General features: G+C 51.2%; 13 protein-coding genes. All 13 read left to right on the top strand.

Features of this window, described 5'->3' with window-relative positions:
* The first annotated feature begins 275 nt into the window (after positions 1-275).
* The gene (locus I8J30_RS26425) at positions 276-7,763 is read left to right on the top strand and encodes an immunoglobulin-like domain-containing protein (protein WP_210663258.1); all 7,488 of its coding nucleotides are present in this window, start codon (positions 276-278) and stop codon (positions 7,761-7,763) included.
* 258 nt (positions 7,764-8,021) lie between these two features.
* Positions 8,022-8,585: a GNAT family N-acetyltransferase gene (locus tag I8J30_RS26420; RefSeq protein WP_210663256.1), complete on the top strand. Its 564-nt coding sequence runs from the start codon at positions 8,022-8,024 to the stop codon at positions 8,583-8,585.
* Between the two features lie 67 nt (positions 8,586-8,652).
* Positions 8,653-9,669 carry a glycoside hydrolase family 172 protein gene (locus I8J30_RS26415; RefSeq protein ID WP_210663255.1) on the top strand — a complete coding sequence of 339 codons (1,017 nt, stop codon included), beginning with the start codon at positions 8,653-8,655 and terminating at the stop codon, positions 9,667-9,669.
* Positions 9,670-9,803: 134 nt separating this feature from the next.
* Positions 9,804-10,652 (top strand): metallophosphoesterase family protein, encoded by an 849-nt coding sequence (locus tag I8J30_RS26410; protein WP_210663253.1) that lies wholly within the window; start codon positions 9,804-9,806, stop codon positions 10,650-10,652.
* The gene (locus I8J30_RS26405; protein WP_210663251.1) at positions 10,652-11,281 is read left to right on the top strand and encodes a glycerol-3-phosphate responsive antiterminator; all 630 of its coding nucleotides are present in this window, start codon (positions 10,652-10,654) and stop codon (positions 11,279-11,281) included. Before I8J30_RS26410 ends, I8J30_RS26405 begins: the two co-directional genes overlap by 1 nt.
* 209 nt (positions 11,282-11,490) lie before the next feature.
* Positions 11,491-12,852, top strand: coding sequence for an ABC transporter substrate-binding protein (locus I8J30_RS26400; protein ID WP_210663249.1), 1,362 nt, complete (start codon positions 11,491-11,493; stop codon positions 12,850-12,852).
* Between the two features lie 100 nt (positions 12,853-12,952).
* Positions 12,953-13,870 (top strand): HAD family hydrolase, encoded by a 918-nt coding sequence (locus I8J30_RS26395; protein WP_210663248.1) that lies wholly within the window; start codon positions 12,953-12,955, stop codon positions 13,868-13,870.
* Positions 13,824-14,900 (top strand): ABC transporter ATP-binding protein, encoded by a 1,077-nt coding sequence (locus tag I8J30_RS26390; RefSeq protein ID WP_210663246.1) that lies wholly within the window; start codon positions 13,824-13,826, stop codon positions 14,898-14,900. Before I8J30_RS26395 ends, I8J30_RS26390 begins: the two co-directional genes overlap by 47 nt.
* Position 14,901: 1 nt before the next feature.
* Positions 14,902-15,774, top strand: a complete 873-nt coding sequence (locus I8J30_RS26385; RefSeq protein ID WP_210663243.1) for a carbohydrate ABC transporter permease — start codon at positions 14,902-14,904, stop codon at positions 15,772-15,774.
* Between the two features lie 108 nt (positions 15,775-15,882).
* The gene (locus I8J30_RS26380; RefSeq protein WP_338044958.1) at positions 15,883-16,713 is read left to right on the top strand and encodes a carbohydrate ABC transporter permease; all 831 of its coding nucleotides are present in this window, start codon (positions 15,883-15,885) and stop codon (positions 16,711-16,713) included.
* Between the two features lie 30 nt (positions 16,714-16,743).
* On the top strand, positions 16,744-17,484 hold the full coding sequence (locus tag I8J30_RS26375; protein WP_210663241.1) for a glycerophosphodiester phosphodiesterase: 741 nt from the start codon (positions 16,744-16,746) through the stop codon (positions 17,482-17,484).
* A 171-nt stretch (positions 17,485-17,655) separates the two neighbouring features.
* A complete protein-coding gene (locus tag I8J30_RS26370; protein WP_210663239.1) occupies positions 17,656-19,053 on the top strand; it encodes an MFS transporter in 1,398 nt (465 codons plus the stop codon).
* 292 nt (positions 19,054-19,345) lie between these two features.
* On the top strand, positions 19,346-26,881 hold the full coding sequence (locus I8J30_RS26365) for an immunoglobulin-like domain-containing protein (RefSeq protein WP_210663237.1): 7,536 nt from the start codon (positions 19,346-19,348) through the stop codon (positions 26,879-26,881).
* The last annotated feature ends 7 nt before the right edge of the window (positions 26,882-26,888 follow it).

Below are 26,888 nucleotides of genomic sequence, written 5' to 3'. Positions count from 1 at the left end.
CATTCTGCAAATAATCACAGGATTTAAAAAGATGTAAGATTACGTTTCTGCACGTACGCTTATCGCTTTTTGAATGCTGTTATTTTTTTGCCCGTGAAGACGTTAACACCTGATCGATTGTGGGCGGATCCACTTTTACCAGACATAGCGATAATAGGAGAGGTGATGCGGCAGCGAGCATAGAAGCGGGAAAGTGTTGGATTACAACGATTGCTAGACCCAGTAATCAATACTATACGTTCATAAATAGGTTAGATATGGAGGGACGTTTAAGAATGATAAAAAGACGAATTTTAGTCTATTTCCTTATGACAGCGATGCTATTAAATTGGTTTTCTATTCCTACGACAGTCAGCGCGGCATGGGGAGATGCCGTAAATCTGTTGACTGTAAATGCAGGCGCAGATGGGAATGCGGCGACAGAAACCATTGCACCGGACGGCCAGACCGCGTGGAGCTTAAATACCGGAACCTCAAAGAACGGGGGGCCATGGGATAACCTCTTCACGCCAAGCGTGACGTCACATCCGGATGTATCGGCTTATAGAGACGGCTACTTCGTTTTCGAGATGTACGTTCCTAATGAAGGCTTCAAGAATATGCAAGGAAATAACTGGCTTGTCATCGTAAGCGATCAAAATAATGACTTTAACACCAATTCTCGTCTCCAGCTTAATTTAAGCGGGGTTACAGCTGCAGCAGTGGGCACATGGGCGACAGTCTATACGAAGCTATCGTCGTCAAGTGCCGTAGCCGGGGCTTTCGATGATGCCTGGCTAAACCAAGTAAACAGATTGGCGATGCATTTGCAATGGGGTACGAGCGTCCCTAATACCAGCGTTTTCATGAAAAACCCGCGTTTCCAGAAGAGTACGTTAGGAGTCCCGGTTTCACAATCAACGGTCCCCGCGCTTGACGTAGCATCAAAAACGGTAACAGCGAACGCACCGGCTAGCGGGCAAGCTGTGGAATTCGCAATAAGCGATAATGGAAACGCTCCTGCAACCGGTTGGGTGGATGGAATGAATAACGGTGGTGTTTATACGTATCAATTTGACACATTGCCTTCAGCAGATACCTACTATGTATTCGCGCGCTCGAAAGCAGATAGCAGCTACAACTTCATCGGCGCATCTTCAAGAATTACCGTAACATCAATTAACGAACAAACATTGGTAAATGAAGCAGCGGCGTCTCTGACATGGGATACGATAAAAGGTAGTAATACTTCGAATAACGATGTCAAATCGCAACTTAATCTTCCGACGGCAATAGGAACAACTAACGTAGCATGGTCTTCGGACAATGCAGCAATAAGCAACACCGGCAGTGTAAATCGTTTATGGAATAGAGAAGTAGATAAAACCGTAGTACTCACGGCGACCATAACCAAGGGTGCTGCAAGTGCTACGCAAACGTTTACTTTGACGGTGACAGCCGTACCGGCGGCGGTAAATGCTCAAGCTGCGACGTTTTTTCCGAATACGAATGAGGGGACGAACACGACTGCGCCGGACGGAAACAACGCGTTCAAGCTGGGAGCTGGCAGGATTGGCGCGGGAGCTGAACGGATTTGGGATGCCCGCTTTGTTAGTAGCAGCGGCAATCAGAATTTATTAGGTTATGCAGATCAATATTTTGTTTTTGATATGTATGTTACGCATACAGACCTTTTGAATCTTAACGGGAATAACTGGATTGCCGTAGCGGCTGGCGGTAACAGTGTTGACACCAATTCGCGTCTTAACCTTAATGTGAACGAGATCAGAAGCGGACATGTCAATGAATGGATGACGGTATATGCGAAATTATCGGCAGCAAATTCTCCTAATGGTTTCAATCCCGTTAATTTGGACACGGTACAAGCAGGAAGATTGCAAATGCAATGGTCTGCCGTGCCCCAAGGCGACATCTATATCAAGAACCCGCGTTTCCAGAATACCGTGGATTCGCCGAGACCGATTCCGACAGCTGTTGAAACAACCGACAACGTAACGTTATCGGCAACAGCGCCTTCAAACGGTCAGGCTGTTCAGTTCGCGATCAACACCTCCGGTAACGCTCCTGCAGTCGGCGATTGGACGACGGGTACGCTCAATGCAGGCGTGTATACGGCGACATTTACAAAACCAACGGGCAACACCTATTATACATTCGCACGCACGGCTCAAAATACGCAATATCCTTTCGCAGGAACGCATACGAGAGTGAAAGTGGAGCATCTTGACGACACGCAAGCCATAACAAACGCGGCAAATCATCTGACATGGGACACGATCAGGAATGCGAACGCGATTCAATCCGAAGTAAGAACCGGGTTGTCTCTGCCGACAACGGGTACGAACGATACGGCTATAGCATGGTCGGCTGCACCGGCAGGTGTCATAAATACCTTAACTGGCGCGGTAACTCGCGACCCTGTCGCAGACAAAGCAGTAACCCTTACTGCGACAATAAGCAAAGGTAGCGCAACACCTGTTCATGTACCTTTTAATTTGACAGTATCCAGTACGGCTAATGAGCTTGCTGAAGTGTTCATTGATTTGAACAATCCCAACACCTTTGTTCAATCCGGCAACAAACTACAAGGCAACGGCATAGGCATCAGCCTCGAAGGAGACAGTGTCCCGGTGGTGGTCGCACCACAAAGCGGTGTAGGCGCTGCGAAGGTTGGCGACTTTATGTACGTCATTGTAAGTGACCCTCGACTTGCACAAGTAAACAAGGTCGAGTTAACGGTCACATACTGGAGACCGAGCGCAACCGGCGGTATTTCGTTACATTACAACACGATATATCCTGGCAGTTTCTCCGGATTTGATGCGTATAGATCTGCGAGCATTCCGGCGACAGGAAGCGGCAATACTTGGGTAACTTCAAAAGTTGTGCTTAACGGAGCTAATTTTGCGATAGGTGCACAAAATCAAGGCGCGCACCTCCGTTTCGCTACACCTGGAGCCATCATTCAGAGCATACGAATAACCGAAATTCCTCCAACGGATGAAGAAGCGGTACAACTTGCTTCGGACGCGCTGATTTGGGACGTCATCAAGGGCATGAACACCAGACAGGATCTGGTTGAAACAAGTTTGACTCTTACTACGACGGGTTCGGCGAGAACGAACATTTCGTGGACATCTTCCAATAACACGGTTATAAACAGCAACACCGGCGCAGTAGCTCGTCAAGAAGCCAATGCAGCCGTAACCCTCACGGCGACCATAAGCAAAGGTGCGGCAGTGGTTGTCAAAACATTTACTATCGTCGTTCGCGGAACAGGTGCAGGAACCGACGAGGATGCAGTAGATCATATGTTGAACAAGCTGACATGGGATGCAATCAAAGGCGTGAATGCTTCTGAGGCTAATGTGACGACGAACTTGGTTCTTCCGTCAATGGGTGAGAATATGACGGATATTGCCTGGGCGACATCCGCTGCTAACCTCATAACCGCTGCAGGCATGATCCCGACAAACCGTCCGGACGACGGCGGTGTAGTAACGATTACAGCGACGGTTACAAGAGGTCCGGTATCCGATCCTGTAAGCAAGACTAAAGCATTCGTACTGACAGTTCCGAATAGACATGATTACGCAAAATACATGAGAACGGCAATTACTCAGGTACACGATGCGAAAGATTGGGCGATCTCTGACTACAACGTACTTGCTTTCGGTGCAATAACCGATGAGATGGCACAAAATGAAGGCATCGTTAATCCAGACAACAGAGAGGCTTTCCAAGCGGCGATTGACGCGGCTTATAATGACGGCGGCGGCGTAGTCTATATACCGGCTGGAACTTATGCGTTCCGTACGGAATCTACCGGCACCATAAGCGTAAAAAGCACGACCGGCAATACAACATACGAATATAAACAGGTTTTAAAATTGCGGGCTGGCGTACAGCTCCGCGGGGAATGGGATAACCCCGATGAGGACAATTACGATGGTAAAATCGACGGAACCATTCTCGCGGTATATGCCGGCAAAAATTCCGCCAATTATGACACGTATGTTGACTCTGACGAGAGGGAGAATCAGACAGGCGGCAAAAAAGTAGCTAATGTGTCCGATAGATTTATAGACATGGAACAAGGCACAGGTGTAACTAACCTCTCCGTATGGTATCCCGAGCAGGATATTACTGCTGCAACCGTTGTTGAGAAGAGGGACGAAAACGGTCAGAAGACAGGGGAATTCGAGACCATTCATGGAATTCCGTATCCGTGGACGTTCTATCAGAAAACCGGTAACAGCGTGACGCTGGATAACGTTACTCTTGTCAACGCTTGGGGAGGATTCATCTCGCTGCCTAGCGAAATGCATTATGTTCTGAACAGCAAGTTGACGGCTCTCTACAAGGGCATCGTGGTTCACACCTGCACAGATATCGGACGGATCGAGAACGTTAACATTGACCCGAGCTATTGGGCGAAATCAGGGCTTAGCGGCGCTCCGACTCTTTCGGCTGCGAAAGCGTACACAAGAGCCAACGCTACCGGATTTATGATGCATCGTTCCGACTGGGAATATGTGTCTGGTTTACATGTTGCCGGGTATAAGACGGGGATGTGGATCGGAAGAGAACCTGGCGGCGACGAATCTCCGAACGCGCAGTTCTACGGCTTAAAGATCGAAGACAGTCAAACGGGCATCTATATTGACAATGCTAACGGTTTCGGTCTGCTGATCTCGAATTCGGAATTTGTCGGCGACACTGCAGCATATGTTAACGAACGTTTCAACACATCTGTTCAGTTCAACGGAGTTGCATTTAAAGGTCCGATTGTAAGTAACGCCAGAGGCGGAGTTATATCGTTTGAGGATTGCACGTTCGACGAATATGACAATTTCGCGCTGAACTTCCTCAATCGAGGCAATGCATTAGTCAGTCAGAGCAACTTCAAACAAGCAGACAAACATGCAAATCTCGGAACAAACTTCGGAACCTTTAAATCGGTAAATTCCGGTTATAACCTTAACATCGAGAGCGCTAACCTTGCCGCTCACATCGATAACCTTAAACTTGACGTTTCGGGTGGCGGTAATGACACCACGGTACAGATCGTGAATGACATCGATTATCTGTTTGAACCGATTCCGAAGGACGTAAAAACAGATATTGATGTACACCCTAGACCGACATCAAGCGCAGTGCTCAGACTGGACTTGCCGCGCTCGTTAACAAGCAACGTACCGACCGTGGATATAGCTGCAGAATTGCAAGACGCTCTTACCTATATTAAAGCTAATCATGGCGGTGGCACTGTATATTTACCAGGCGGAAGATATAGACTGGATAATCCTGTAATCATTCCCGAAGGCGTTGAACTCAGAGGAACATGGGACGTACAGCACCATACGCAAGGCGGCGGTACGGCGATCTTTACGACTTACACCGGCGGTGCCCAAGGGGAAAATGGAAGCTCTCTCATTCAACTTCAGGCAAACGCAGGTATCAGAGGACTTAACCTTACGCAAGCGAATCTAACCAGCGTCAACCTCGACGATCCTAATCAAACGCTAAAAACGCCGTTCTTGGTACAGGGGCAAGGTGCAGGCGTATATGCAATCAATTTAACGATTCCAATCGGGGATAAAGGCATCGACCTTGCTTCCTATAAAACCGACGGTCACTATGTCGATTATTTAGGCGGCACGCTCTTAAGAGCAGGCATCTGGGTCGGCGGAGGCGGGGAAGGCGGATTTATCAGAAATATGCAACTCAATCCGCATTACGCTTTGAGACTTCCGGGAGGTCAAGGCTATACGGCACCTTCAGGCGACGTGTACGGATTCGTACAAAGATACCTCAGTGCGCTCAAATTCTCCGATGTGGAAGACGAGACGATTTTCAACAATTTCGTTTATGGTTCGGTATACGGCGTCCACTTCCTGAAGAGAGACTTGGGGAACGGCCAATTCGCATACCCGGGAAAATTGACGATGATCGGCCATGGCTCGGACGGATGCGCATACTCCTTGTATGTGGAAGACGCGGACGAACACACCCAAATCATCGCGATCAACTCGGAATTGGTGAATACGAACATCGCAACGGAGCCAAACAGAGCGTATATCCGAATGGGCGATGTACCGAATACCGCCAAAATCCACCCCGACGCTGAACTTGTTCTGTACAACAGCGCGTTCTGGGGAAGCCCAAGCGTAGCGGGTGCGGTAGTCAATAACGGTATCGTTCGTATCCAGCAAGGAAACTTTACTCAGCTGCCGGCTAACAACCCGGGTATAGACGTCTACGGCGGTCAAGCGAATGTATACTCCTCTTACTTCCAACCGTCTAAGAACGGTCAGAATAATAATGTGTATGCCATGCTGCGCACGGGCGGCACATCCATCGAACTTAGCAACAACTATTACGCATCCGGTTTGAGAAACAGCACGCCGGTCGACAATCCATATGGCATTTACGGCTCGGATCTATTAGCGGAACCGTTTGTGTTTAGCCTTACCAGTAACGGAGCTGAGCAACAATTTACCTTTAAGTATAATGTCGGAGGAAAAATCTCTGCACCAGGGACACTGACAATTGGTTCCCCGGCGGCTTATGCTGAAGAGTTCACTCCAATCCCATTTAACGCGCTTGCGGCAGGCGAATCCGTAACCGTAGATTTACCGTATTATGTTGCAGGTCTGATCACATTCGAGCTTCAACTTGAAGATGGAAAGACATACAAATATACGGCAAAACTAGACGCAGCTTACGCTGAAAAGGTAAGCTCCGCCGGCGCGGAAAATCCGGCCAGAAGTGCCGCAACTCCGGCATACGTAATGAACACAAAAGATTATGTAACTGCGGGAACGTGGGATGGTCCGCAAGACCTTGGCGTAGAATCGCATTTCGCATGGGATGACAGCAATTTATATGCATACATTGTCGTTACAGATGACGTACACTTCAATAGTCAGTCTGGAGGAAATATATGGAGAGAGGACAATTTGCAGTTAGGCATTGATTTACGCAATCCTGCAACCAACAGTACGACGCGGAATGAATTGGGATTCACGCTCACCAATGACAACGAAGTCATCAAATGGGCTTGGACTCGTCCTGCAGGCGCCAATGCACCGACTGCTCCGATCACGGATATTGCGGCAGAGATTACGAGAGATGAAGCAACTAAACAGACGATTTACAGTCTTAAAATTCCGTTTAATACCGTTCATAATAATCCTGCATCGCTACTCGCTAACGGAAGAATCGGAGTAGCGGTAATGCTCAATGAATCTGACGGCCCGAATGAATCTGACAGCACCAGAGGCACATTTGAAGTTGAAAGCGGGCAATTAAAGAGTTCGGATTTATTTACAGCTTTATATCTGTTAAGCGCAGGCGGATACAATGAAATGCTTGAAACATCGGCAGAGGCTGCCGTATCAAAGGCGCTCGAGTCTGGATCTGCTGCCGATATCGCTTTAGCTCTCAACTTTGTCACTATTCTGGCAGACGGCCAAGTTAAGGCAGAGCTAATGGCGTTACTTTCGCCTCCCGCCACGGTTATCGAAGCGACGCCAACGGCTTACGTAGAAAAACTCAACGGTAATAGAAATAACTTGACTATCATGGTTAGAGAAAAGTATTCCGACGGTTCGTTTATTGACATCAAAAAAACGTTCTCTATCCAAAACAACGCGAAAGGGACGTACGAAGTAGGCCAATATAAAGTCTATGTGGACACAAAAGGAAACACGCAAATCCGAGAAATCTATATCGTGTCTCCAAAACCGAACCAGATTTGATTAAAACGAAGCAGCCCCATCATGTTGGGGCTGCATTTTTATTATTCCACCCGTTGCAACAGGATGATTTGAACATCACTTCCTACTGATATACAATTAATGGTATATCTTTGCATGTCATCGTTTGACCTAGTAAAGGAGCACATCTAATGTTTCATATCGAAGCATCTTCAGGACCAGGTGAGAAGAATGATAAGAAAGTCATCGATCAGCACGAGCATTTCATTCAGAATTTATGCGAGCACCTGTGAGGTCACAATGATAAACTATCAAGTCACTTCAAACTGGAACGAGAGTCTGTGGCGCAAGGTAGAGCCGGTGTACCGGGAAGCCTTCCCCGAGCATAGAGGGAAGAGCGAAGGCGTAATCCGCCGCATGTTTCAGCGCAAGCTAAGCGAGTTGCATACATGGATGGAAGCGGGGGAAGTCGTCGCTATGGCACTGACAGCGACTGACCGTGGAGCGCATGTGCTCGTGATCGATTATCTCGCCGTGCGGGCAAGCCGACGAGGCGGCGGTCTAGGTCGACATTGCGTAGAAGCGATTAGCGAATGGGCGAAGTCGTCGGAATCGTGCCGCGCGGTCGTTATCGAGGTCGAAGCGGAGCGAACGGAGGAGAATGCGGAGCGGATCAAATTCTGGCTGAGGACAGGCTTTCAGCTCACGAGTTATGTGCATCCTTACATCTGGGTACCTGAGACGTATCAGGCGATGTATTTGCCGCTGGAGCCTGCGTTTAAGCCGGAGGATGACGGCCGATCGCTGTTCAAATTCATCACCAAGTATCATGAGAAAGCGTACCGAGGCGGAGATATAGAATAGCAACAACGACTAAACGGCGCAACATGGAAGCGTTGCCAAAATTGCTAACAACAAAGGAGAGATGAATATGTTCCCCGCTTTATACGAGATTAGGAAAGCGACAACCCGACAATTCACGACCTTCGATCCCGCCACCAAGAGCAAGACGGTGAGAATCATGCCCGGCGAGCCTCCGCGCACGATTGTAAAGAGTGACAAACCAGGCATGATCAGCCGGATGTGGTTAACCTTTCCCGGATGGTTCTGGCGACATTGGGACACGCAAGCCGAGAATGATACATCTACGTTGAAGAAGCTCATCATCCGTATCTATTGGGACGGGGAGTCTGAACCGTCCGTTGAATGTCCGATCGGCGATTTCTTTGGCATCGGCCATTGCGAATTCCGACACTTCGTCTCACGGTATATCGGAATGTCGAGCGGAGGATTCTATTCCTACTTCCTGATGCCCTATAATCAAGTGCGCATTGAGCTTGAGAACTTGCATGAGAGCGTCCCGCTTGATGTTTTCTTTAACGCCAACTACGAGGAATACGACGAACTGCCGAAGGACTCCGGGCGGTTCCATTGCCTCTTCCGGACGGCCCGTCTTGGGGGTACGGACCCGCTTCCTCTGGTAGACATTCAAGGACGCGGCCATTACATCGGATGCTGCCTGTCCATGCAGGGAGAGGATCTCAACTACTTGTCTTACTTGGAAGCGCCGGAATATATGTTCATCGATACGGAAGACCGCGAGCACCCGACGATCGTTGGCACCGGACTGGAAGATTATTTCAATGGCGGCTGGTACTTCAGGGATGGTGAATTCAACGGTGAGCTGCACGGCGTGCCGCTGAAAGACACGCTGCGTTCGATGATCAGCATGTATCGGTTTCACGAACATGACGCCATTGCGTTCGACAAAAATCTCAGCATCTCGTTCGTGAACCCATGGGAGGCGAAGCACCTGAAGCCCTATTGGTACTCTTCGACCGCCTACTGGTATCAGGATAGGGCTGCACCGCTTCCCGAAAAGCTTCCCGTCGACAAGTTGATGAGTATGTACAGACGGCGCGACACGGATCATCAATCTTATCCTTAAGCCTGGGATTTTCCTCGCTTAGAACCCAATAACCTTTACAAAAACACCTCCTCCAATTAATCGAAAATCAATACTCCCTCTATACCATAAGGGAGAGCGTTCTAAAATTGGATGATTCCAGGAGGAGAGAACTTATGAAACTATTGCTGATGGGTGACTTGCATTACCACGAAATCGATATGACGATTCCGGGGCTGCCGGAGGCTAGGACGGCTTTCTACCAGACGCTGCTGGAGCAATTTCTGAATACGGATGCGGATTTGCATATATCGCTTGGAGACCTGACGAATTTCGGCTCGGCCGTGGAGCTGCAAGAAGTGTACGATCTGCTGTGGCACGAGAAGCGGAATTTCGTTCATGTGCTGGGCAACCATGACCTCTACTCGCAGACGCGCGAGCAAGTGCTCGAGATCACGGGGCAGGAGCGTTATCACGCCATCGATACGGATGCAGCAACGCTGGTGTTTCTGGATACGGCCAGAGAGATGAACACCGCGGATTGGAGCGGCTGGATGGATGAAGAGCAGCTGCAGTGGCTGGAGTATTGTGTGGAGAAGTCCGGCACGAAGCCGCTGCTCGTCTTCGGCCATCACCCTGTGTATCAGACGACGACCAGATCAGAGATGGACAAAGGCTCCATTCATCCCAGCATCGACATGTGGCGTATCCTAAATCGGAAACAAGGGACAGGCGTTTATTTCAACGGGCATACGCATGTGAACTCGATCGTGGCGCAGAACAATTGGACGTTCGTGCAGTTGTCCGCAGCTTTGGATCAACCGGGCTTCCGAGTTGTGGAGCTCGAAGATGAACAAATCCGGATCTCGACCATAGACGTCATGTATTTAGAGGAGCATGCAGCGATACTTTACCAACATATCTCGCATTACGGCCACAATCCGAATGCTCGCGGACTAGACACAGACCGTCAGCACAACATTCCCTTAGCCACCGTGACAGCAACGGCGGAGCAGTCCCAATAATGGAGACGACAAGAACGAAGAACACAGCCTTGTACCATGCGTCTTTTTTGGACCGACTTGCCACGCACAGATTGATCGCTTCCATTAAGGACCCGAGGCATATCGAGACCGCCCTGTCCTTACGCAATCAATTGAGCGGAGTTTTCCTGTTAACGGGGCACATCGGCGTTATCAAAGGGTATGTGGATGTGTTCAAGGAACACCAGCTCCCGGTCTTCCTGCATCTGGAGAAGATCGGAGGCCTCAGCACGGACAATTACGGTCTCGATTACCTGGCGAAGGTCATCAAGCCGACGGGCATTATTTCGACGAAGACCAATGTGGTGAAAACCGCGAAGAAGATGGGGCTGCTCACCATTCAGCGCTTCTTCCTCGTCGATAGCGAAGGCTTGGACAATATCGCCAAGAGCCTCCTGCTGAGCGAGCCGGATATTATTGAGGTCATGCCTGCGCGTATCCCGGATATGTTCGACAAGGTGAGGGCGTTCACTTCGCTTCCGATCATCACCGGCGGCCTACTGTACGAGCCGGAGCAGGCAGAGGCGTGTTTGAGACACGGAGCAGCAGCGATCTCGACATCTAAACCGGCTTTATGGAATTCCATTGCCTCTACGCCTATCATTCAATAATCGAAAATCCATATAATCTTTGCAATCGGATAACCTGGCGTTAACGAAACCCCTGTATCATTCATTATGAAAAGTAAATAGCGATCGGTTGGAGTAATGGAGAAACCTTATCCGCTTGAGGGCATTTAGCCTTCGGCAGGATTAAGGTTTCTTTTGTTGCACCCCCGATTATACAAAAATCAAGTAGAGAAAAGGTGGAGGATTGGACGATGGTTAAGAAGCTTACTACTGTGACACTTGCAATGCTGATGACAACAGGTGTGCTGTCGGCGTGCGGAGCGAGCGAAACGAACTCGAACACGGGCAACAACAAGGCAACAAACGCAAATGCAACCAACACGACAGCCGGGGCGACAGACACGGCAGCAGAAGCACCTGCAGCTGAGAAGATCGTCATCAAATATTGGTATGCGTACGGCGACAAGATCGAAGAAGCGAAGCAGCACATGGTTCAAACCTTCAACGAGTCGCAGGACAAATACGAAGTCATAGCGGAACACCAAGGGACTTACGACGATCTTCACGCTAAAGTACAAGCAGCCTTCGCAGCCGGAGACGCGCCTGCGGTAACGGATCTTGAAATTTCCTCTACGGGTGTATTCGCTCACTCCGGCATGCTGGAAGATCTGACCGCTTATGCAGAGAAGGACAAGGATCAGCTGAAGCTGGATGATTTCAACCCGGGTCTGATGGGCAATGCCTACGTGGACGGCAAGCTGTACGGCCTTCCGTTCATGCGCAGCACGCCGATTCTATATAAGAACGTTACAATGCTGAAGGACGCCGGACTCGACCCGGCCGGTCCGAAGACATGGGATGAGCTGGAGCAATACTCCAAAGTGTTGAAGGAGAAAGGCAAGCTCGGCATGACCGTGCCTGCGGATATCTGGTTCTATGAAGGCCTCGTTGCTCAGAGCGGCGGCAAAATGCTCAGCGAAGACGGCAAGACGGCTGCATTCAACTCGCCTGAAGGCGTAGCGCCGGTAGAGTTCTGGAAGAAGCTGGTCGGTGAAGGGCTGATCAAGATCCCGATGGGCGACGAAGCGGGAGCAACGGCTGACAAAGACTGGTCCAACCAATTGTCCGCATTCAAATTTGCTTCGACGGCCGGCGTAACGGGAAGTCTGGAACTGGCTAAGCAAGGCGGCTTCGAGATGGATACGGCGTTCATGCCTTCCAATGTCAGCTACGGCGTTCCGACAGGCGGCTGTCAGCTGGTTATTACGTCGAAGAGCAGCGATGAAGAGAAGCAAGCGGCTTGGGAGTTCTTGAAATGGATGACGTCGAAGGAAAACACGATCTACCAGCATAAGCATGTCGGTTACTTGCCGACTCGTATGTCTGCCGTAGAGAGCGATGAGCTGAAGCAGCATTTTATCGAGTTCCCGCAATTCAAAGTAGCCGTAGACCAACTGCAATTCGCTAGACCGCGCCCAATGGAGAATGCGTATCCGGAAGTAGCGAAGGTCATCAGAGAAGCCATCGAGAAAGCCATTCTTGATCCGAAGGTAACGCCGCAAGAAGCGATGGATCAAGCGGCGGAGAAAGCCAATAAGCTGCTCGGCAAATAATCTTGCACCCATCACCTCATAGCTAGTCCAAACCAAGGAGGAGCCTTGCGCTCGCAAGCGTCTTCTCCTTGTCATCCTAAGAGCAGGGGAGCTTGCGCCGATGCAAAGCGAGAAGTGGTTGTCTGCGATCAAAGTGGTTATTTTCGATATGGACGGGACGCTCTACCAAGAAGACACTTACCTGGATCGGTATATCCGTTACCTGCTGGAGGGAACGGCGCATGAAGGGGAAACGGAGGCGGCGATTGGCTTAGGGAGAGCTATTCGGGCAGGCGAGCATGAGATCCGATTCGGACAGTTTTATCATAGGCTGGATGATTTGTGGTTGGTTCGAGACGGCGCGTTCTTCATTCAGGGTCATACCTGGGAGGGAACGAAAGTGGTCGATGAGCAAGCGCATGGCTACGGAACGGTGTCTGCCCAAGCGCCGCATCTGATTCCGATCGGCGACCCATGGGGAATTGCTACGGCTCTCAACCATAGATATAAGCTTCCGGAGCAAAATCTGAAAGCTGCGTTCGATCGGGTCCGCAAGGAGATGGTCGAAGAAGCTGCCTATCCGTTCATTTGCCACACCGACTTGTTCCGAGCCATCGAAGAGCTAACGGCCGTGGAGAAAAAAGTACTCATGACCAACACCCATCACGAATCCGGCATTGAGTTCACGAGCTACATGGGGATCCGTTATATGTTCGACGATGTTGTATTCGATGCCAATAAGCCTATCGGCCTTCATTCCTACGTCAAGGCGCTTCTTGAGCAGGGCTATCAGGCGCATGAAATGTTATCGATCGGGGATAACCCGTGGAACGATCTGCATCCGGTGAAGCAGCTGGGCGGCAGAACTTGTTATATCTCTCCTTATCCGAGCAGCGACCCAGAGGTTTGGGATTTACGGCTTCATCGGTTGGAGGAACTGGAGCAGCTTATGCGTACGATTCAAGAATCCATCACAAGGAGGAACATGGCGGATGGCGAAGATCGAGCTGAAGCACATATGCAAGAAATTCAAGGATGAGACCGTTATTGAAAATTTGAACCTGACCATCAAGGATGGATCGTTCACCGTTCTGGTCGGGCCTTCGGGCTGCGGCAAATCCACGATGCTGCGCATGGTAGCGGGGCTTGAGAAGCTGACGAGCGGTGAGATCTGGATTGACGATAAATGCGTGAACGATACGCCGCCGGGGCTGCGGGATGTGGCGATGGTTTTTCAGAATTATGCGCTGTATCCGACGATGACTGTACGCGGCAATATCGAATTTGGCCTTAAGAATAGAGGCATTGCCAAAGGCGAGCGCGAGAAGCTGATCTCGGACATTTCCGAGATTGTCGGCTTAGCCCCGCATCTGAACAAGAAACCCCAGAACTTGTCCGGCGGTCAACGCCAAAGGGTGGCGCTCGCTCGTGCAATGGTGAAGCAGCCGAAGGTGTTCATCCTCGATGAGCCCTTGTCCAATCTGGACGCGAAGCTGCGCAACCAGATGAGAACGGAGCTGATTCAGCTGCATAAGCGTCTTGGCACGACGTTCGTCTACGTTACGCATGATCAGGTAGAAGCGATGTCGATGGGCGATGAGATCGTCGTCATGAACAAAGGGGTTATTCAGCAGGCGGATACGCCGATGAAGCTCTATCACAACCCGGCTAACCAATTCACCGCGGAGTTCATCGGAACGCCGGCTATGAACATGATGGATGTACGGGATTTTCAAGAGCTGGAGATTCAATCCTCTGCAACAGTGGGCCGTGTTGGCTTCCGCCCGGAGCAGGCGCTGATTGGCGCGAGCGATGCGGTTGAAGGCTACGACCTTATCGGCGAGATTCTAACCCGCGAGAGTCTTGGGGCGGAGAATATCTATCAGATCCAATCCCGAAGCGGCATCTTCTTCGTCAAAACCTTCCTTGCGCCGCTCGAGACGGCCGCGCACGTGAAGGTCACGATTCCATATGAGCAGCTCTATTATTTCGGGCTGAATGGAGAGAGACTGCGCGGCGTGGAGGCCAGAGCAAGCGCGAAACATTTGGCGACGGCTGGAGGAAGATGACATGACCGTATGGGAAAGACTGCGTCCGTATAGCATGGTCGCTCCGGCGATAATCGTATTCTCCTTGTTCTTCATCTATCCGATCTTCTACATGATCTACTTGAGCATGTTCGATTGGAATTTTGTCAGCCCGACCAAGACCTTCGTTGGCCTTCAGAACTTCAAAGACCTGCTGGCAGAGCCGGATTTCCGCCAGGTGCTGACGAACACGACGATCTATACGCTGCTGACGGTAACGTTAACGACCGGAATTGCACTGCTTCTTGCCCTGTGGCTGAATCGAAAAAGCTTCTTTCACGGCTTCGTCCAAGGCGCGATCTTCAGTCCGCATATTATCTCGCTTGTGTCGATATCGCTGCTGTGGAGCTGGCTGATGGACCCCGAGTACGGGCTGCTCAACTGGGTGATCGGGCTCGTAGGTTTCGGCAAGCTGGCGTGGTTGTCCCATCCGAGCACATCGCTCGTTTCCCTTGTCATCGTGGCCGTATGGAAGGGGCTCGGCTATAACGCGTTGGTATTCATCGCGGGGCTGCAGAGCATCCCGCCGGATATCTATGAAGCGGCCTCGTTGGATCGCTCCAAGCCTTGGACGACCTTCAGGAAGCTGATTCTGCCCATGCTGTCGCCATCGATATTCTTCTTGGTGATCATCAACATGATCGGTTCGTTCCAGGTGTTCGAGACCATCGCCATCATGACGCAAGGCGGCCCGATCAACTCCACCAATACGCTGGTCTATTACATCTACGAGAACGGATTCCGGTTCTTCAAGATCGGCTATGCATCCGCGGCTGGCGTCATCTTGCTGATCATCATCGGGATTCTTACGATTATCTATTTCAAACTGCTGTCGAAGCGCGTTCATTACCGTTAAGAAGAGGTGAAGCTCTTGAAAGCCGTAGACAATACGATCAGCGGCCCATCTATCGGGACTGCTGCAGCAAGCAGCCGGTTGCGTCATACGCGTACCCGCGAAGCAACGATCAGACGAGCGATATCCGCTGTTCTGCGTGGACTGAATACGATTGCCTTGCTGGCGCTGGTGCTGATTTTTGCCATGCCGTTCATCTGGATGCTCTCCACGTCGCTGAAGACGTTGTCCGAGACGATGGTATTCCCGCCGCAGTGGATTCCGCTTGATCCGGTCTGGAAGAATTACTCGGATGCATGGAACACGGGACCGTTCCTCAATTACTTCATGAATAGCGTCATCATCGCGGTCGGCATTCTGATTCTGCAGATGCTGACGATTATTCCGGCCGCGTATGCTTTTGCCAGATACAAGTTCGTCGGTTCGGGCTTCCTGTTCGGGATCGTCATGGTGACGCTGATGATTCCGGCCCAGCTGATCTTCCTGCCCGTATACCTGGAGCTGAGCGCATTCAAGCTGCTCAATACGCATCTTGGCTTGATCCTGCCCTTCGCGTCCAGCGCCTTCGGCATCTTCCTGCTGCGGCAGGCGTTCATGCAAATCTCGGATGAGCTGATCGAAGCGGCAAGATTGGATCAGGCAGCCGAATGGAAGGTCATCGTACAGATCATGGTACCGCTCGTGAAGCCGGTGCTGGTCACTTTTGCCCTGTTCAGCTTCATTGCGCATTGGAACGACTATTTCTGGCCGCTTGTCATGACCACCAACGAAACAGCCAGAACGCTGCCGCTCGGTATCGCTAAGATCCGTGAAGTGGAAGGCGTTGCGACGTGGAATATTCTGATGGCCGGTAACGTGATTCTAGTCGTGCCGATCCTCATCGTATTCTTCTTGTCGCAGCGTCAGATCATTAAGGCTTTCGTGTATAACGGCGTCAAATAAACCAGGCATGATGGAAAGGATGAAGAGACGATGGTAAGAATTGTGGCACACCGCGGATGTTCGGGAGAGGCACCGGAGAACACGATGGCGGCATTCGAGCTGGCTCTGAGCGAGCCGGCGATTCCGATGATCGAGCTTGACGTGCATTTATCGAAGGACGGCGTCCCCGTTGTCATTCACGATCATACGCTGGACCGGACTACAAGCGGAACCGGACCGGTAAAAGCTTATACGCTGGAAGAGCTGCGGCAGTTGGATGCGGGGAGCAAGTTTGATGCTGCTTTTGCGGGACAGCGGATCCCGACGCTTGAGGAAGTGCTGCTGCTTGCCAAAGGCTGCTGCAAACTGCACGTCGAGCTGAAGATGCTGGCCAACGAATATGAGGGCATCGAGGAGCGGGTCATCTCGCTCATTCAGCGGCACGGCATGCAGGAGGACGTCGTGCTCTCCTCCTTCAATCATGACTCGATGAAGCGGGCACATGAGATCGACCCGTCGATCGCGACGGCTTTGATCTATCTTGGCAAGCCGACGCTGCTTGAGGAGCAGCTTCGTTACACGGGCGCGACGGGCTTGTCGGTGCATTATGGATTCGTAACGCAAGAACTCGTGGACGAGATGACGGCGCTCGGGATGGATCTGGGTGTCTGGACGGTAGATGATTCGGAGGTTCTGGCGCGAATTATCGAGGCGTATCCGAATATCCGGATTACGACGAATTATCCGCATCGCGTGCTGCAAATTGTGCGTGGAGAAGGCGTGCAGGCATAGTGACTTTAAGGACATAAGAAAAGACACGGAATTGTTATTCCGTGTCTTTCTTGCGTTTCCGCTAGCGTCGCGCCGCGGAAGCACCCATAAGAAAACGCTTTCAATAAATGGTTTTCGCCTATATAATACTGTCTAGCAAAGCTTGTTCGAGATCGATATAGGAGGCATTCGATGAGTGCAATCGAAGACAAAATCTCACGCAGGCTGACGGGATGGCAGAAGTTCATGATCTCCTTCCCCACGATGCCGGGCAATTTGAGCAACGTCCTGATTCACAACGCGTTTCTGAAATACTATACGGACATTGTCGGTTTGAATCCGAAGTTTATCGGGATTCTGTATGCGATCTTCGGGATATGGAATGCGATCAATGACCCGGCTATAGGCGTGTGGTTGGATCGATTGAAGTACAATCCTCAAAGAGGCAAATATGTCTATGTAATGCGGCTAAGCGCGCCTGTTACGCTGGTCGCGTCCTTTGCGATGATTTTCGCTCAGCCCTCATGGGATCAGTGGGTTATTTTCGCCTTTATGCTAATCTTGCTTTTCATATACGATACGTCCATGACTACCTTCAGTATTGCGCACGCCAACTATAAGCTGCTTGCTGCCAAGACGAGCGAGGAGCGAGTGGATGTGTCCGTATTCACCAGCTATATCGCGAACATCGGGGGTTTTCTGGGTACGGTGATCCCGACCTTGCTTCTGGTTGGCAATAGCGACAAGACCTTGACGACCATTCTGTTCTGCGCCGTTCTGGCGCTAAACTCCATTCTCTATTTGGTCGCGCTCAAGCCGTTGAAGGACGCGGAGGAGATGTATGTAAAGGAGAATGTCCAGATCGCAGGACGAAAAGGCATCTTCGGCGATGTCTTCGACAATGTGAGAGAGGCTGTGAAATCGCGAGCGTTCGTCACCTTCGTTCTCGTCCAAATTCTGGTCGGCGGCCCAAGCGCCTTCTACTTTACTCCCTTTCTGTACATGTCGGATTACGTGCTGGAGCTGAAAGGCATACAGGCGACCCTTATGGATGTGCTGATGGGACTTTCCTTGTTTGCGGCGGCACCGTTTCTGGGCAAGTTTATCAAGAAGCGGGGGATGAAAAATGCCATGCTATTGGCGTTGATTCCGAGTGCGTGCGGGTTTCTGCTGCTGGCGTTTGTCCAGAATTACTATCAAGCCATTGCGGCCTATATCCTCATGTATGTATTCACCCAAGCCGTTAGCATTGCGATGAGCCCCATGCTCGGTGCGATTATCGACGAGGACGAACAGCGCACCGGTCTGCGAAAAGCGGGCATGTACACCGGATTGGACGCGCTTCTGACGATCCCGATGTCCGGCATCCAAGCGTCGCTCTTCATGGGCATCATCAGCTATTTCGGTTTTCAGGCAGGCTCTGACGTGCAGAGCGCCAATGCTTTGCTGGGCATCCAGATCGGTGCGGGCGTACTGCCGTGCGCATGCATCCTTCTGGGTATCATCCCGCTGTTGTTATCCCCTATAAACAAGAAGAAGGAATTGGAGCTATCGGAGTTTTCGAAGAATCGGCAAATGGAGCTTTCGTAGGCAAAACCTCCCCGTTTGGGGAGGTTTTTATTTGCGCAGATCGTTTATAGAAAGTTTGTTTTTATTCGACAAAATAGGACTAGTAAGTTAGCGATATAAGATATAATAGGGAAGTAGTTACACTGGCGTAAAGCGAGCGTGTCTCTTGGTCTGCGTTTATAGAGATGCTTGATATAGTAGGCGAAATGGAAGGTCGTGATGGGGAGTCGCACGTGCAAGGGTGGAAACTCGGATGTAATGAACCACAATGATTAGGGATCGGTTCAAATTAATCGTTAATAGGGGTGTCATAGTGAGAGGGAAAGTATCCAAATTCGTCATCATGTTCATCTGTTTTATGCTGGTTTTTGGCGTGTTTTTTCAGCAAAAGAGTTTCGTGTCCGCCGCATCCTCCGGTGCTCTGACGAGCGCCATTCCGAACGAGCCCATAACCGGCGCTGCTTACGGGAACGGAGTCTATGTTGCGGTAGGCTATTACGGCAAAATCTTAACGTCTGCGAACGGGCTTGATTGGCAAATCGCCGCAGATAAAACGAGGCTTGACGTCACCTATACAGGCGTTGCTTTCGGCGATAACGTCTTCGTCGCAGTCGGCTACGACGGCACGATCATGACGTCGGCGAACGGTGCGGTGTGGACGCAGCGAGACTCTACCGTCACGAACACGATTGCGAGAGTCGCTTACGTTACCGGAATCAATAAATTCTTTGCCGTTACCAAAGCAGGAACCCTGCTCACGTCGTCCGATGGCGTTACGTGGACATCGGCATCTGTAGGGACGAGCAAAGATCTTACTTCCATCGCGTTCAACGGAACGGCAATCGTCATCGGCGATTCCGGCGGCTATGTACATACTTCGACGAATGGAACCGGTTGGACGCACACGAAGCTTCCGAGTACTTTCTTTATCAATTCCGTTCTCGGTCTTAATAACCGATTCTATGCAAACGATGCGTTGGGGGCGAGTTATACATCTACTGACGGATATACCTGGACAGCGGCCAGCATAGCCGGTCAAGTTTTCGGCGGCCTCTATGACGGCAGCAAGTATTATTTGTTCGGCTATGACGGGACATCGTATGGAGCGGTGTTTACGTCCGACAAAGCAAACGGCGTGAGTTTCTCTAAGCAAGGGGTTCAAACCACTACAATGACCGCGCAAAATGGCTTCTACGCGAACGGAGTCTACATGCAGCTCGGCAATGACGGCATCGTGGTGTCGACCAACGGGACCGCTTGGAATTACGCCTACGGCGGCGTGGTGTCCAGCGTTCTCTACAACGGTACGGAATACATAGCCGTCGGCAAACATGGCAACGACGGGTTTATTAAAACGTCCGCCGATTTTGTGAATTGGACGCCTGTCACGTTGCCGCTGCGTGTTCCTGCCTTGACTTCGATTGCCACCGGGCTGGGTAAATATGTTGTGGTGAGCGACTCCCCGGGAACGGTGCTCACATCAACTAACGGTACCACTTGGAACGTAAACGCTCCTGCAGTTTCGGAATACGGTTTAACTTCGGTCGCTTTTGCAAACGCCGTATTCGTGGCGGTCGACGAGATTGGATCCGTTTATAAACTGGCAAACGGCAGTACAAGCTGGACGCTGGAGAGGAGCGATTCCGTCGACTATAATGCGCTAAGGTTCGTTGCCTTCGATGGCAGTGGATTTTATGCTGCCGGCGATTCTGGAGTCCTTCTTCAATCCGATTATACAGGAAGCAATTGGCAAAACGTTCAAGCAGCTCCGATCGTCTTTACTTTTGATAAGAAGAGCTCCAATCAAACGGACGTTCCGATCACGTTAACCGGCACCTTGCGAAATATCAGCGTCAGCAATTATAGCAGCGCATTGGTAGAAGGAACCGATTATAGCGTATCAGGAACTACGGTGACGGTTAAAAAGTCATTTTTGGCCAAACTGCCTCTAGGTTGGCAGACAATCGCCTTGCACGTAAGCAACGGACCATTCAAGAGAGTAGCCGTCAACGTGGTTAACACGGCGTCTTCGCTGGCGCAGGTTACGGGTGTACAGCTTAATCCGAATGGCAATGCATCGTGGGGCAGTGTGGCTGGGGCGGTTAGCTATGAAGCGCAACTGTACCGTAACGGATCTGTCTGGGGCAGCGCAGTCTCGGTGGCCGCTGGCAGCACAAACACGAATTTCTTAGCCGCCATGCTTGCTGCAGGAGCGGGTAATTATACGGTCAAAGTGAAAGCGATCGGGGATACCGTAAATTATAAGGATGGTGCCCAATCGGCGGCATCCGGCGCAGTAACTATTTATAAGGCACCGGCAGAGGATGGAACGGCTAATAAAGAAGGAACAACTCAGAGAGCGGACTTTACGATCATCGTAACGGCCCAAAACGGGACAAAGGCCACAGCGAAAGTTGGCGGCGTTAACGTTTTGCAAACGGGTTCCGAAGTTACGGTAAGCAGTGGGAAAGCGACGCTTCCGATTGAGATCGATAGTTTGTCGGAGGGCGATAACGCAATTGTAATTGTTTTACAGGATCCTTCAGGCAACATCAACTCCCAAGAATTATCGGTTAGGGTAACGAAGGATACAACGGCACCAATAACCGCAACGGAAGATGGCACGGCTGATAAAGCAGGGACTACTCAGACCGCTAACTTCAACATCGCCGTGAATGCGGAGACAGGAGCCGCAGTAACGGCGAAAGTTGGCGGCGCGAACGTCCTACAGACGGGAGTAAGCGTCTTGGCTGCGGGCGGTAAAGCGACGCTTCCGATTGATCTCACGAAGCTAACAGAGGGAGCCAACAACATTGCGATTGTTGTTACGGATCCTGTGGGGAATGTTTCCGATGCGCTGACTGTCAGCGTAACGAAAGATACCATCAGCGCAGCGAATGCGGCACTTGCCATCACATACGGCGGCAGCGATTCCGCCGCAAGCGTAACGCAGTCGGTAACGTTGCCGACAACAGGAATGAATGGAACCACCGTTTCGTGGTCTTCCAGCGTACCGGCAACTATTGGGACGACAGGCGTGGTAACGCGTCCCGCATACGGAGCGGGCGATGCAACGGTGACTTTAACCGCAACGATTAGCATAGGCGGCATAAGCCAGACGAAAACGTTCGAGCTGACCGTACTGGAGCAAGCGCCAACGGATGCGCAAGCGGTAGACGCAGCAACGACGGTTTTGGAAGTTGGGTACGGCGGCGGTGATTCCGCTGCAAGCGTAACGCAATCGGTAACGCTGCCAACGGCAGGGTTGCTTGGTACGACAGTTACATGGTCGTCTAGTGATGCATCAGTTATCGGAGCGACAGGTGTAGTAACGCGTCCGATATATGGAGCGGGCGATGCAACGGTAACGTTGACTGCGACGATCGCCAGAGGCGGAGTCAGCCAGACGAAAACGTTCATATTGACCGTGCAGAAGATGGCACAGACAGATGCAGAAGCGGTAAGCGAGGCGAAGTCGGCGCTAGAAGTTGGTTACGGTGGTACTGATACGTCTGCAAGCGTAACGGAGGCAGTGACGTTGACGGCAACAGGGCTTAGCGGAACGACAGTATCCTGGTCGTCCGATGATACAGCAATTGATGCTGCAACAGGTGCTGTAACGCGTCCGGCATACGGATCGGGCGATGCGACGGTGACGTTGACCGCGACGATCAAGAAGAATGCAGTAAGCGAGACGAAGACGTTTACGCTGACCGTGTTGGAGCTGGCACAGACGGATGAACAAGCGGTAAGCGCGGCTAAGACGGCATTGGTAGTTGGTTACAATGGCAGTGACACAGCTGCAAGCGTGACGCAAGCAGTGACGTTGCCAGGAACAGGGCTAAACGGAGTGACGATAACCTGGTCATCCGATGATACTTCTGTTGATGCAACGACAGGAGCGGTAACGCGTCCAGCATTTGCAACGGGCGATGTGACGGTGACGTTGACCGCGACGATCAAGAAGAATGCAGCAAGCGAGACGAAGACGTTTACGCTGACTGTAACGAAGCTGGCACAGACAGATGAAGAAGCAGTAAGCGCGGATAAGTTGGCATTAGAAGTTGGTTATGGTGGCGGTGATACCGCTACAAGCGTAACGCAAGCAGTAACATTGCCGGCAACTGGGCTAAACGGAACGACAGTTACATGGTCGTCCGATAATGTAGCAATTGATGCAGCAACAGGTATTGTAACTCGTCCGGCATACGGATCGGGCGATGCGACGGTGACGTTGACCGCGACGATCAAGAAGAATGCAGTAAGCGAGACGAAGACGTTTACGCTGACCGTGTTGGAGCTGGCACAGACAGATGCGCAGGCGGTTGACGCAACGAAAGCGGATCTCGAAGTTGGTTATGGCGGCAGTGATACAGCTGCAAGCGTAACGCAAGCGGTGACGCTACCGGCAACAGGTCTGAACGGAGTGACGGTAACATGGTCGTCCGATGACGAGGCAATTAATGCTTCAACAGGTGCAGTTACGCGTCCAGCTTACGGATCGGGTGATGCAACCGTAACGTTGACTGCGACGATCAAGAAGAATGCAGTAAGTGAGACGAAGACGTTTACGCTGACTGTAACGAAGCTGGCACAGACAGATGCAGAAGCGGTAAGCGCAGATAAGTTGACATTAGAAGTTGGTTACGATGGCAGTGATACAGCTGCAAGCGTAACGCAAGCAATAACACTGCCAACAACAGGGCTAAGCGGAACGACAGTAACATGGTCGTCCGATGATGTAGCAATTAATGCTTCAACAGGTGCAGTTACGCGTCCAGCATACGCATCGGGAGATGCAACCGTAACGTTGACTGCGACAATCAAGAAAAATGCAGCAAGCGAGACCAAGACGTTTACGTTGACCGTAACGAAGCTGGCACAGACAGATGCAGAAGCAGTAAGTGCAGATAAGTTGGCATTAGAAGTTGGTTACGATGGAAGTGATTCCGCTACAAGCGTAACGCAAGCAGTAACATTGCCAGCGACAGGACTAAACGGAACGACAGTAACGTGGTCGTCCGACGATACCGTAATTAATGCAGCGACAGGTGCAGTAACGCGTCCGGCGTACGCATCGGGCGATGCGACGGTAACGTTGACTGCGACAATCAAGAAAAATGCAGCAAGTGAGACGAAGACGTTCACGCTGACTGTAACGAAGCTGGCACAGACAGATGAAGAAGCAGTAAGCGCGGATAAGTTGGCATTAGAAGTGGGTTATGGTGCCAGTGATTCTGCTACAAGCGTAACGCAAACAGTAACATTGCCAGCGACAGGACTAAACGGAACGACAGTAACGTGGTCGTCCGACGATACCGTAATTAATGCAGCGACAGGTGCAGTAACGCGTCCGGCGTACGGATCAGGCGATGCAACCGTAACGTTGACTGCGACAATCAAGAAGAATGCAGCGAGCGAGACGAAAACATTCACGTTAACAGTAAAAGAGCTGGCACAAACGGATGCGCAAGCAGTAAGCGCAGCGAAATCCTTGCTAGCCATCACTTACGGCGGTAGTGATTCCGCTACAAGCGTAACGCAATCAGTAACGCTGCCGGCAACAGGGCTGAACGGAGCGACAGTAACCTGGTCGTCCGATAACGCAGCAATTGATGCAGCGACAGGTGCGGTAACTCGTCCGGCATACGGATCGGGCGATGCAACCGTAACGTTGACTGCGACAATCAAGAAGAATGCGGCAATCGAGACGAAGACGTTCACGCTGACTGTGCCGCAGCTGGCACAGACCGATGAGCAAGCAGTAAGCGCAGCGAAATCCTTGCTAGCCATTACTTACGGTGGCAGTGATTCCGCTACAAGCGTAACGCAAGCAGTAACGCTGCCAGCAACTGGACTGAACGGAGTGACAGTAACCTGGTCGTCCGATAACGCAGCAATTGATGCAGCAACAGGAACAGTAACGCGTCCGGCATACGGATCAGGCGATGCACCAGTAACGTTGACTGCGACAATCAAGAAGAATGCGGCAATCGAGACGAAGACGTTCACGCTATCAGTAATCCAGCTAGACGAAGTAATACCGCCGGACGTAACGCCGCCGGCAGCGCCGACAGTGAATGCAGTGGACAGCGATGACCTCGTCATCACGGGTACAGCGGAAGCGGGTTCGACCGTAACGGTAAAAGCAGGCGGAACGACGTTGGGATCGGCAATAGCAATCGGAGGCACATTCTCTATTACGCTAACATCTGCTCTACCAACAGCTACGGAGCTTGAGGTAACGGCAACGGATGCAGCAAGCAATGTAAGCCCGGCAACGCTCATTACGGTAACAGAGGCAACTGTTGTAACACCGCCGGACGTAACACCGCCGGCAGCGCCGACAGTGAACGCAGTGGACAGCGATGACCTTGTCATCACAGGTACAGCGGAAGCGGGTTCGACCGTAACGGTAAAAGCAGGCGGAACGACGTTGGGATCGGCAGTAGCAATCGGAGGCACATTCTCTATTACGCTAACAGCTGCACTACCAACAGCTACGGAGCTTGAAGTAACGGCAACGGATGCAGCAAGCAATGTGAGCCCGGCAACGCTCATTACGGTAACAGAGGCAACAGTAGTAACACCGCCGGACGTAACACCTCCAGCGGCACCGACAGTGAGTGCAGTGGACAGCGATGACCTCGTCATCACAGGTACTGCGGAAGCGGGTTCGACCGTAACGGTAAAAGCGGGCGGAACGACGCTGGGATCTGCAGTAGCAACAGGAGGCACATTCTCTATTACGCTGACAGCTGCGCTACCGGCAGCTACGCAGCTTGAGGTTACGGCAACGGATGCAGCGAGCAACGTGAGCGCAGCTACGCTCATCACGGTAACAGCGGCATCTACCGGTACGCCAACAACACCATCAACACCAAGCGACAACCCGGTAACCTCGACGGACGGTACACTAGCGCTTCCGGCAGGTCAATCGGGCAAGGTTAGCTTTGAAGATGCGGTTACAATCTCTATTCCGGCCGGTTCTACAACAAATGATCTGAAACTAACGATAGACAAAGTGTTGAACACTGAAAATCTAGTTTCGGATGAAGATGTTATAGCCAGTCCGGTCTTCGAGATTCTGAAAAATTTCTCGGAGAACTTCAGTAAGTCCATCACGTTGACGTTTGCTTTTAATCCGACCAAATTGAGCGGCGAGGGGAAAGTAGCGGTCTTCTATTATGACGAAGTGAAGAAGGAATGGGTAAAAGTCGGCGGTGTCCAAATAAACGCGAATCACATCTCCGTAGAGGTCAATCACTTTACGAAATATGCGGTATTTGTGGAAAATCCAACGCCAACCATTCATTTTAGCGACATCACCGGACATTGGGCTGAACCTAACATTAAGAAAGCGGCAAGCAGCGGAATCGTTAAGGGATACCAGGACGGTACATTTAAGCCTGGCAAAACCGTCACGCGCGCCGAATTTGCGGTTATGCTGATGAATGTGCTGAAGCCGCAAGGAGAAGGAGCACAACTGACCTTTACGGATACGGCGAAGATCGGAACATGGGCGAAGCAAGCAGTCGCTCAGGCGGTGCAAGCGGGTATTATTAAAGGTTATGCAGATGGCAGCTTCCGTCCGAATGAAGAGATAACGAGAGCGGAAATGGCGGCAATGATCGCAATAGCGACGGGGACGCCAATCAAAGAGGTTGCGGCAACCGATTTCGCCGACGACAAGGATATTCCGGAGTGGGCTAAAGCCGGCGTTGCGTTTGTGAAACAAGCAGGCATTGTGCAGGGCAAAGGCGATAACCAATTCGTCCCTCGCGACCATGCTACTAGAGCAGAGGCTGTAACGGTTCTGCTCAACTTGTTGGCACAGATGAACAAGTAAGCAGTGG

This window comes from Paenibacillus lignilyticus, from assembly GCF_017942085.1.
Taxonomy (GTDB): Bacteria; Bacillota; Bacilli; order Paenibacillales; family Paenibacillaceae; genus Paenibacillus_Z; species Paenibacillus_Z lignilyticus.
Note: the sequence above shows the minus strand (reverse complement) of the source record. Positions and strands in the feature narration are given on the sequence as shown.

Excerpts from the sequence above, each read along its gene's own strand:
- I8J30_RS26425 (WP_210663258.1), top strand. The coding sequence starts at position 276 with ATGATAAAAAGACGAATTTTAGTCTATTTCCTTATGACAGCGATGCTA.
- I8J30_RS26420 (WP_210663256.1), top strand. The coding sequence starts at position 8,022 with ATGATAAACTATCAAGTCACTTCAAACTGGAACGAGAGTCTGTGGCGC.
- I8J30_RS26415 (WP_210663255.1), top strand. The coding sequence starts at position 8,653 with ATGTTCCCCGCTTTATACGAGATTAGGAAAGCGACAACCCGACAATTC.
- I8J30_RS26410 (WP_210663253.1), top strand. The coding sequence starts at position 9,804 with ATGAAACTATTGCTGATGGGTGACTTGCATTACCACGAAATCGATATG.
- I8J30_RS26405 (WP_210663251.1), top strand. The coding sequence starts at position 10,652 with ATGGAGACGACAAGAACGAAGAACACAGCCTTGTACCATGCGTCTTTT.
- I8J30_RS26400 (WP_210663249.1), top strand. The coding sequence starts at position 11,491 with ATGGTTAAGAAGCTTACTACTGTGACACTTGCAATGCTGATGACAACA.
- I8J30_RS26395 (WP_210663248.1), top strand. The coding sequence starts at position 12,953 with ATGCAAAGCGAGAAGTGGTTGTCTGCGATCAAAGTGGTTATTTTCGAT.
- I8J30_RS26390 (WP_210663246.1), top strand. The coding sequence starts at position 13,824 with ATGGCGAAGATCGAGCTGAAGCACATATGCAAGAAATTCAAGGATGAG.
- I8J30_RS26385 (WP_210663243.1), top strand. The coding sequence starts at position 14,902 with ATGACCGTATGGGAAAGACTGCGTCCGTATAGCATGGTCGCTCCGGCG.
- I8J30_RS26375 (WP_210663241.1), top strand. The coding sequence starts at position 16,744 with ATGGTAAGAATTGTGGCACACCGCGGATGTTCGGGAGAGGCACCGGAG.
- I8J30_RS26370 (WP_210663239.1), top strand. The coding sequence starts at position 17,656 with ATGAGTGCAATCGAAGACAAAATCTCACGCAGGCTGACGGGATGGCAG.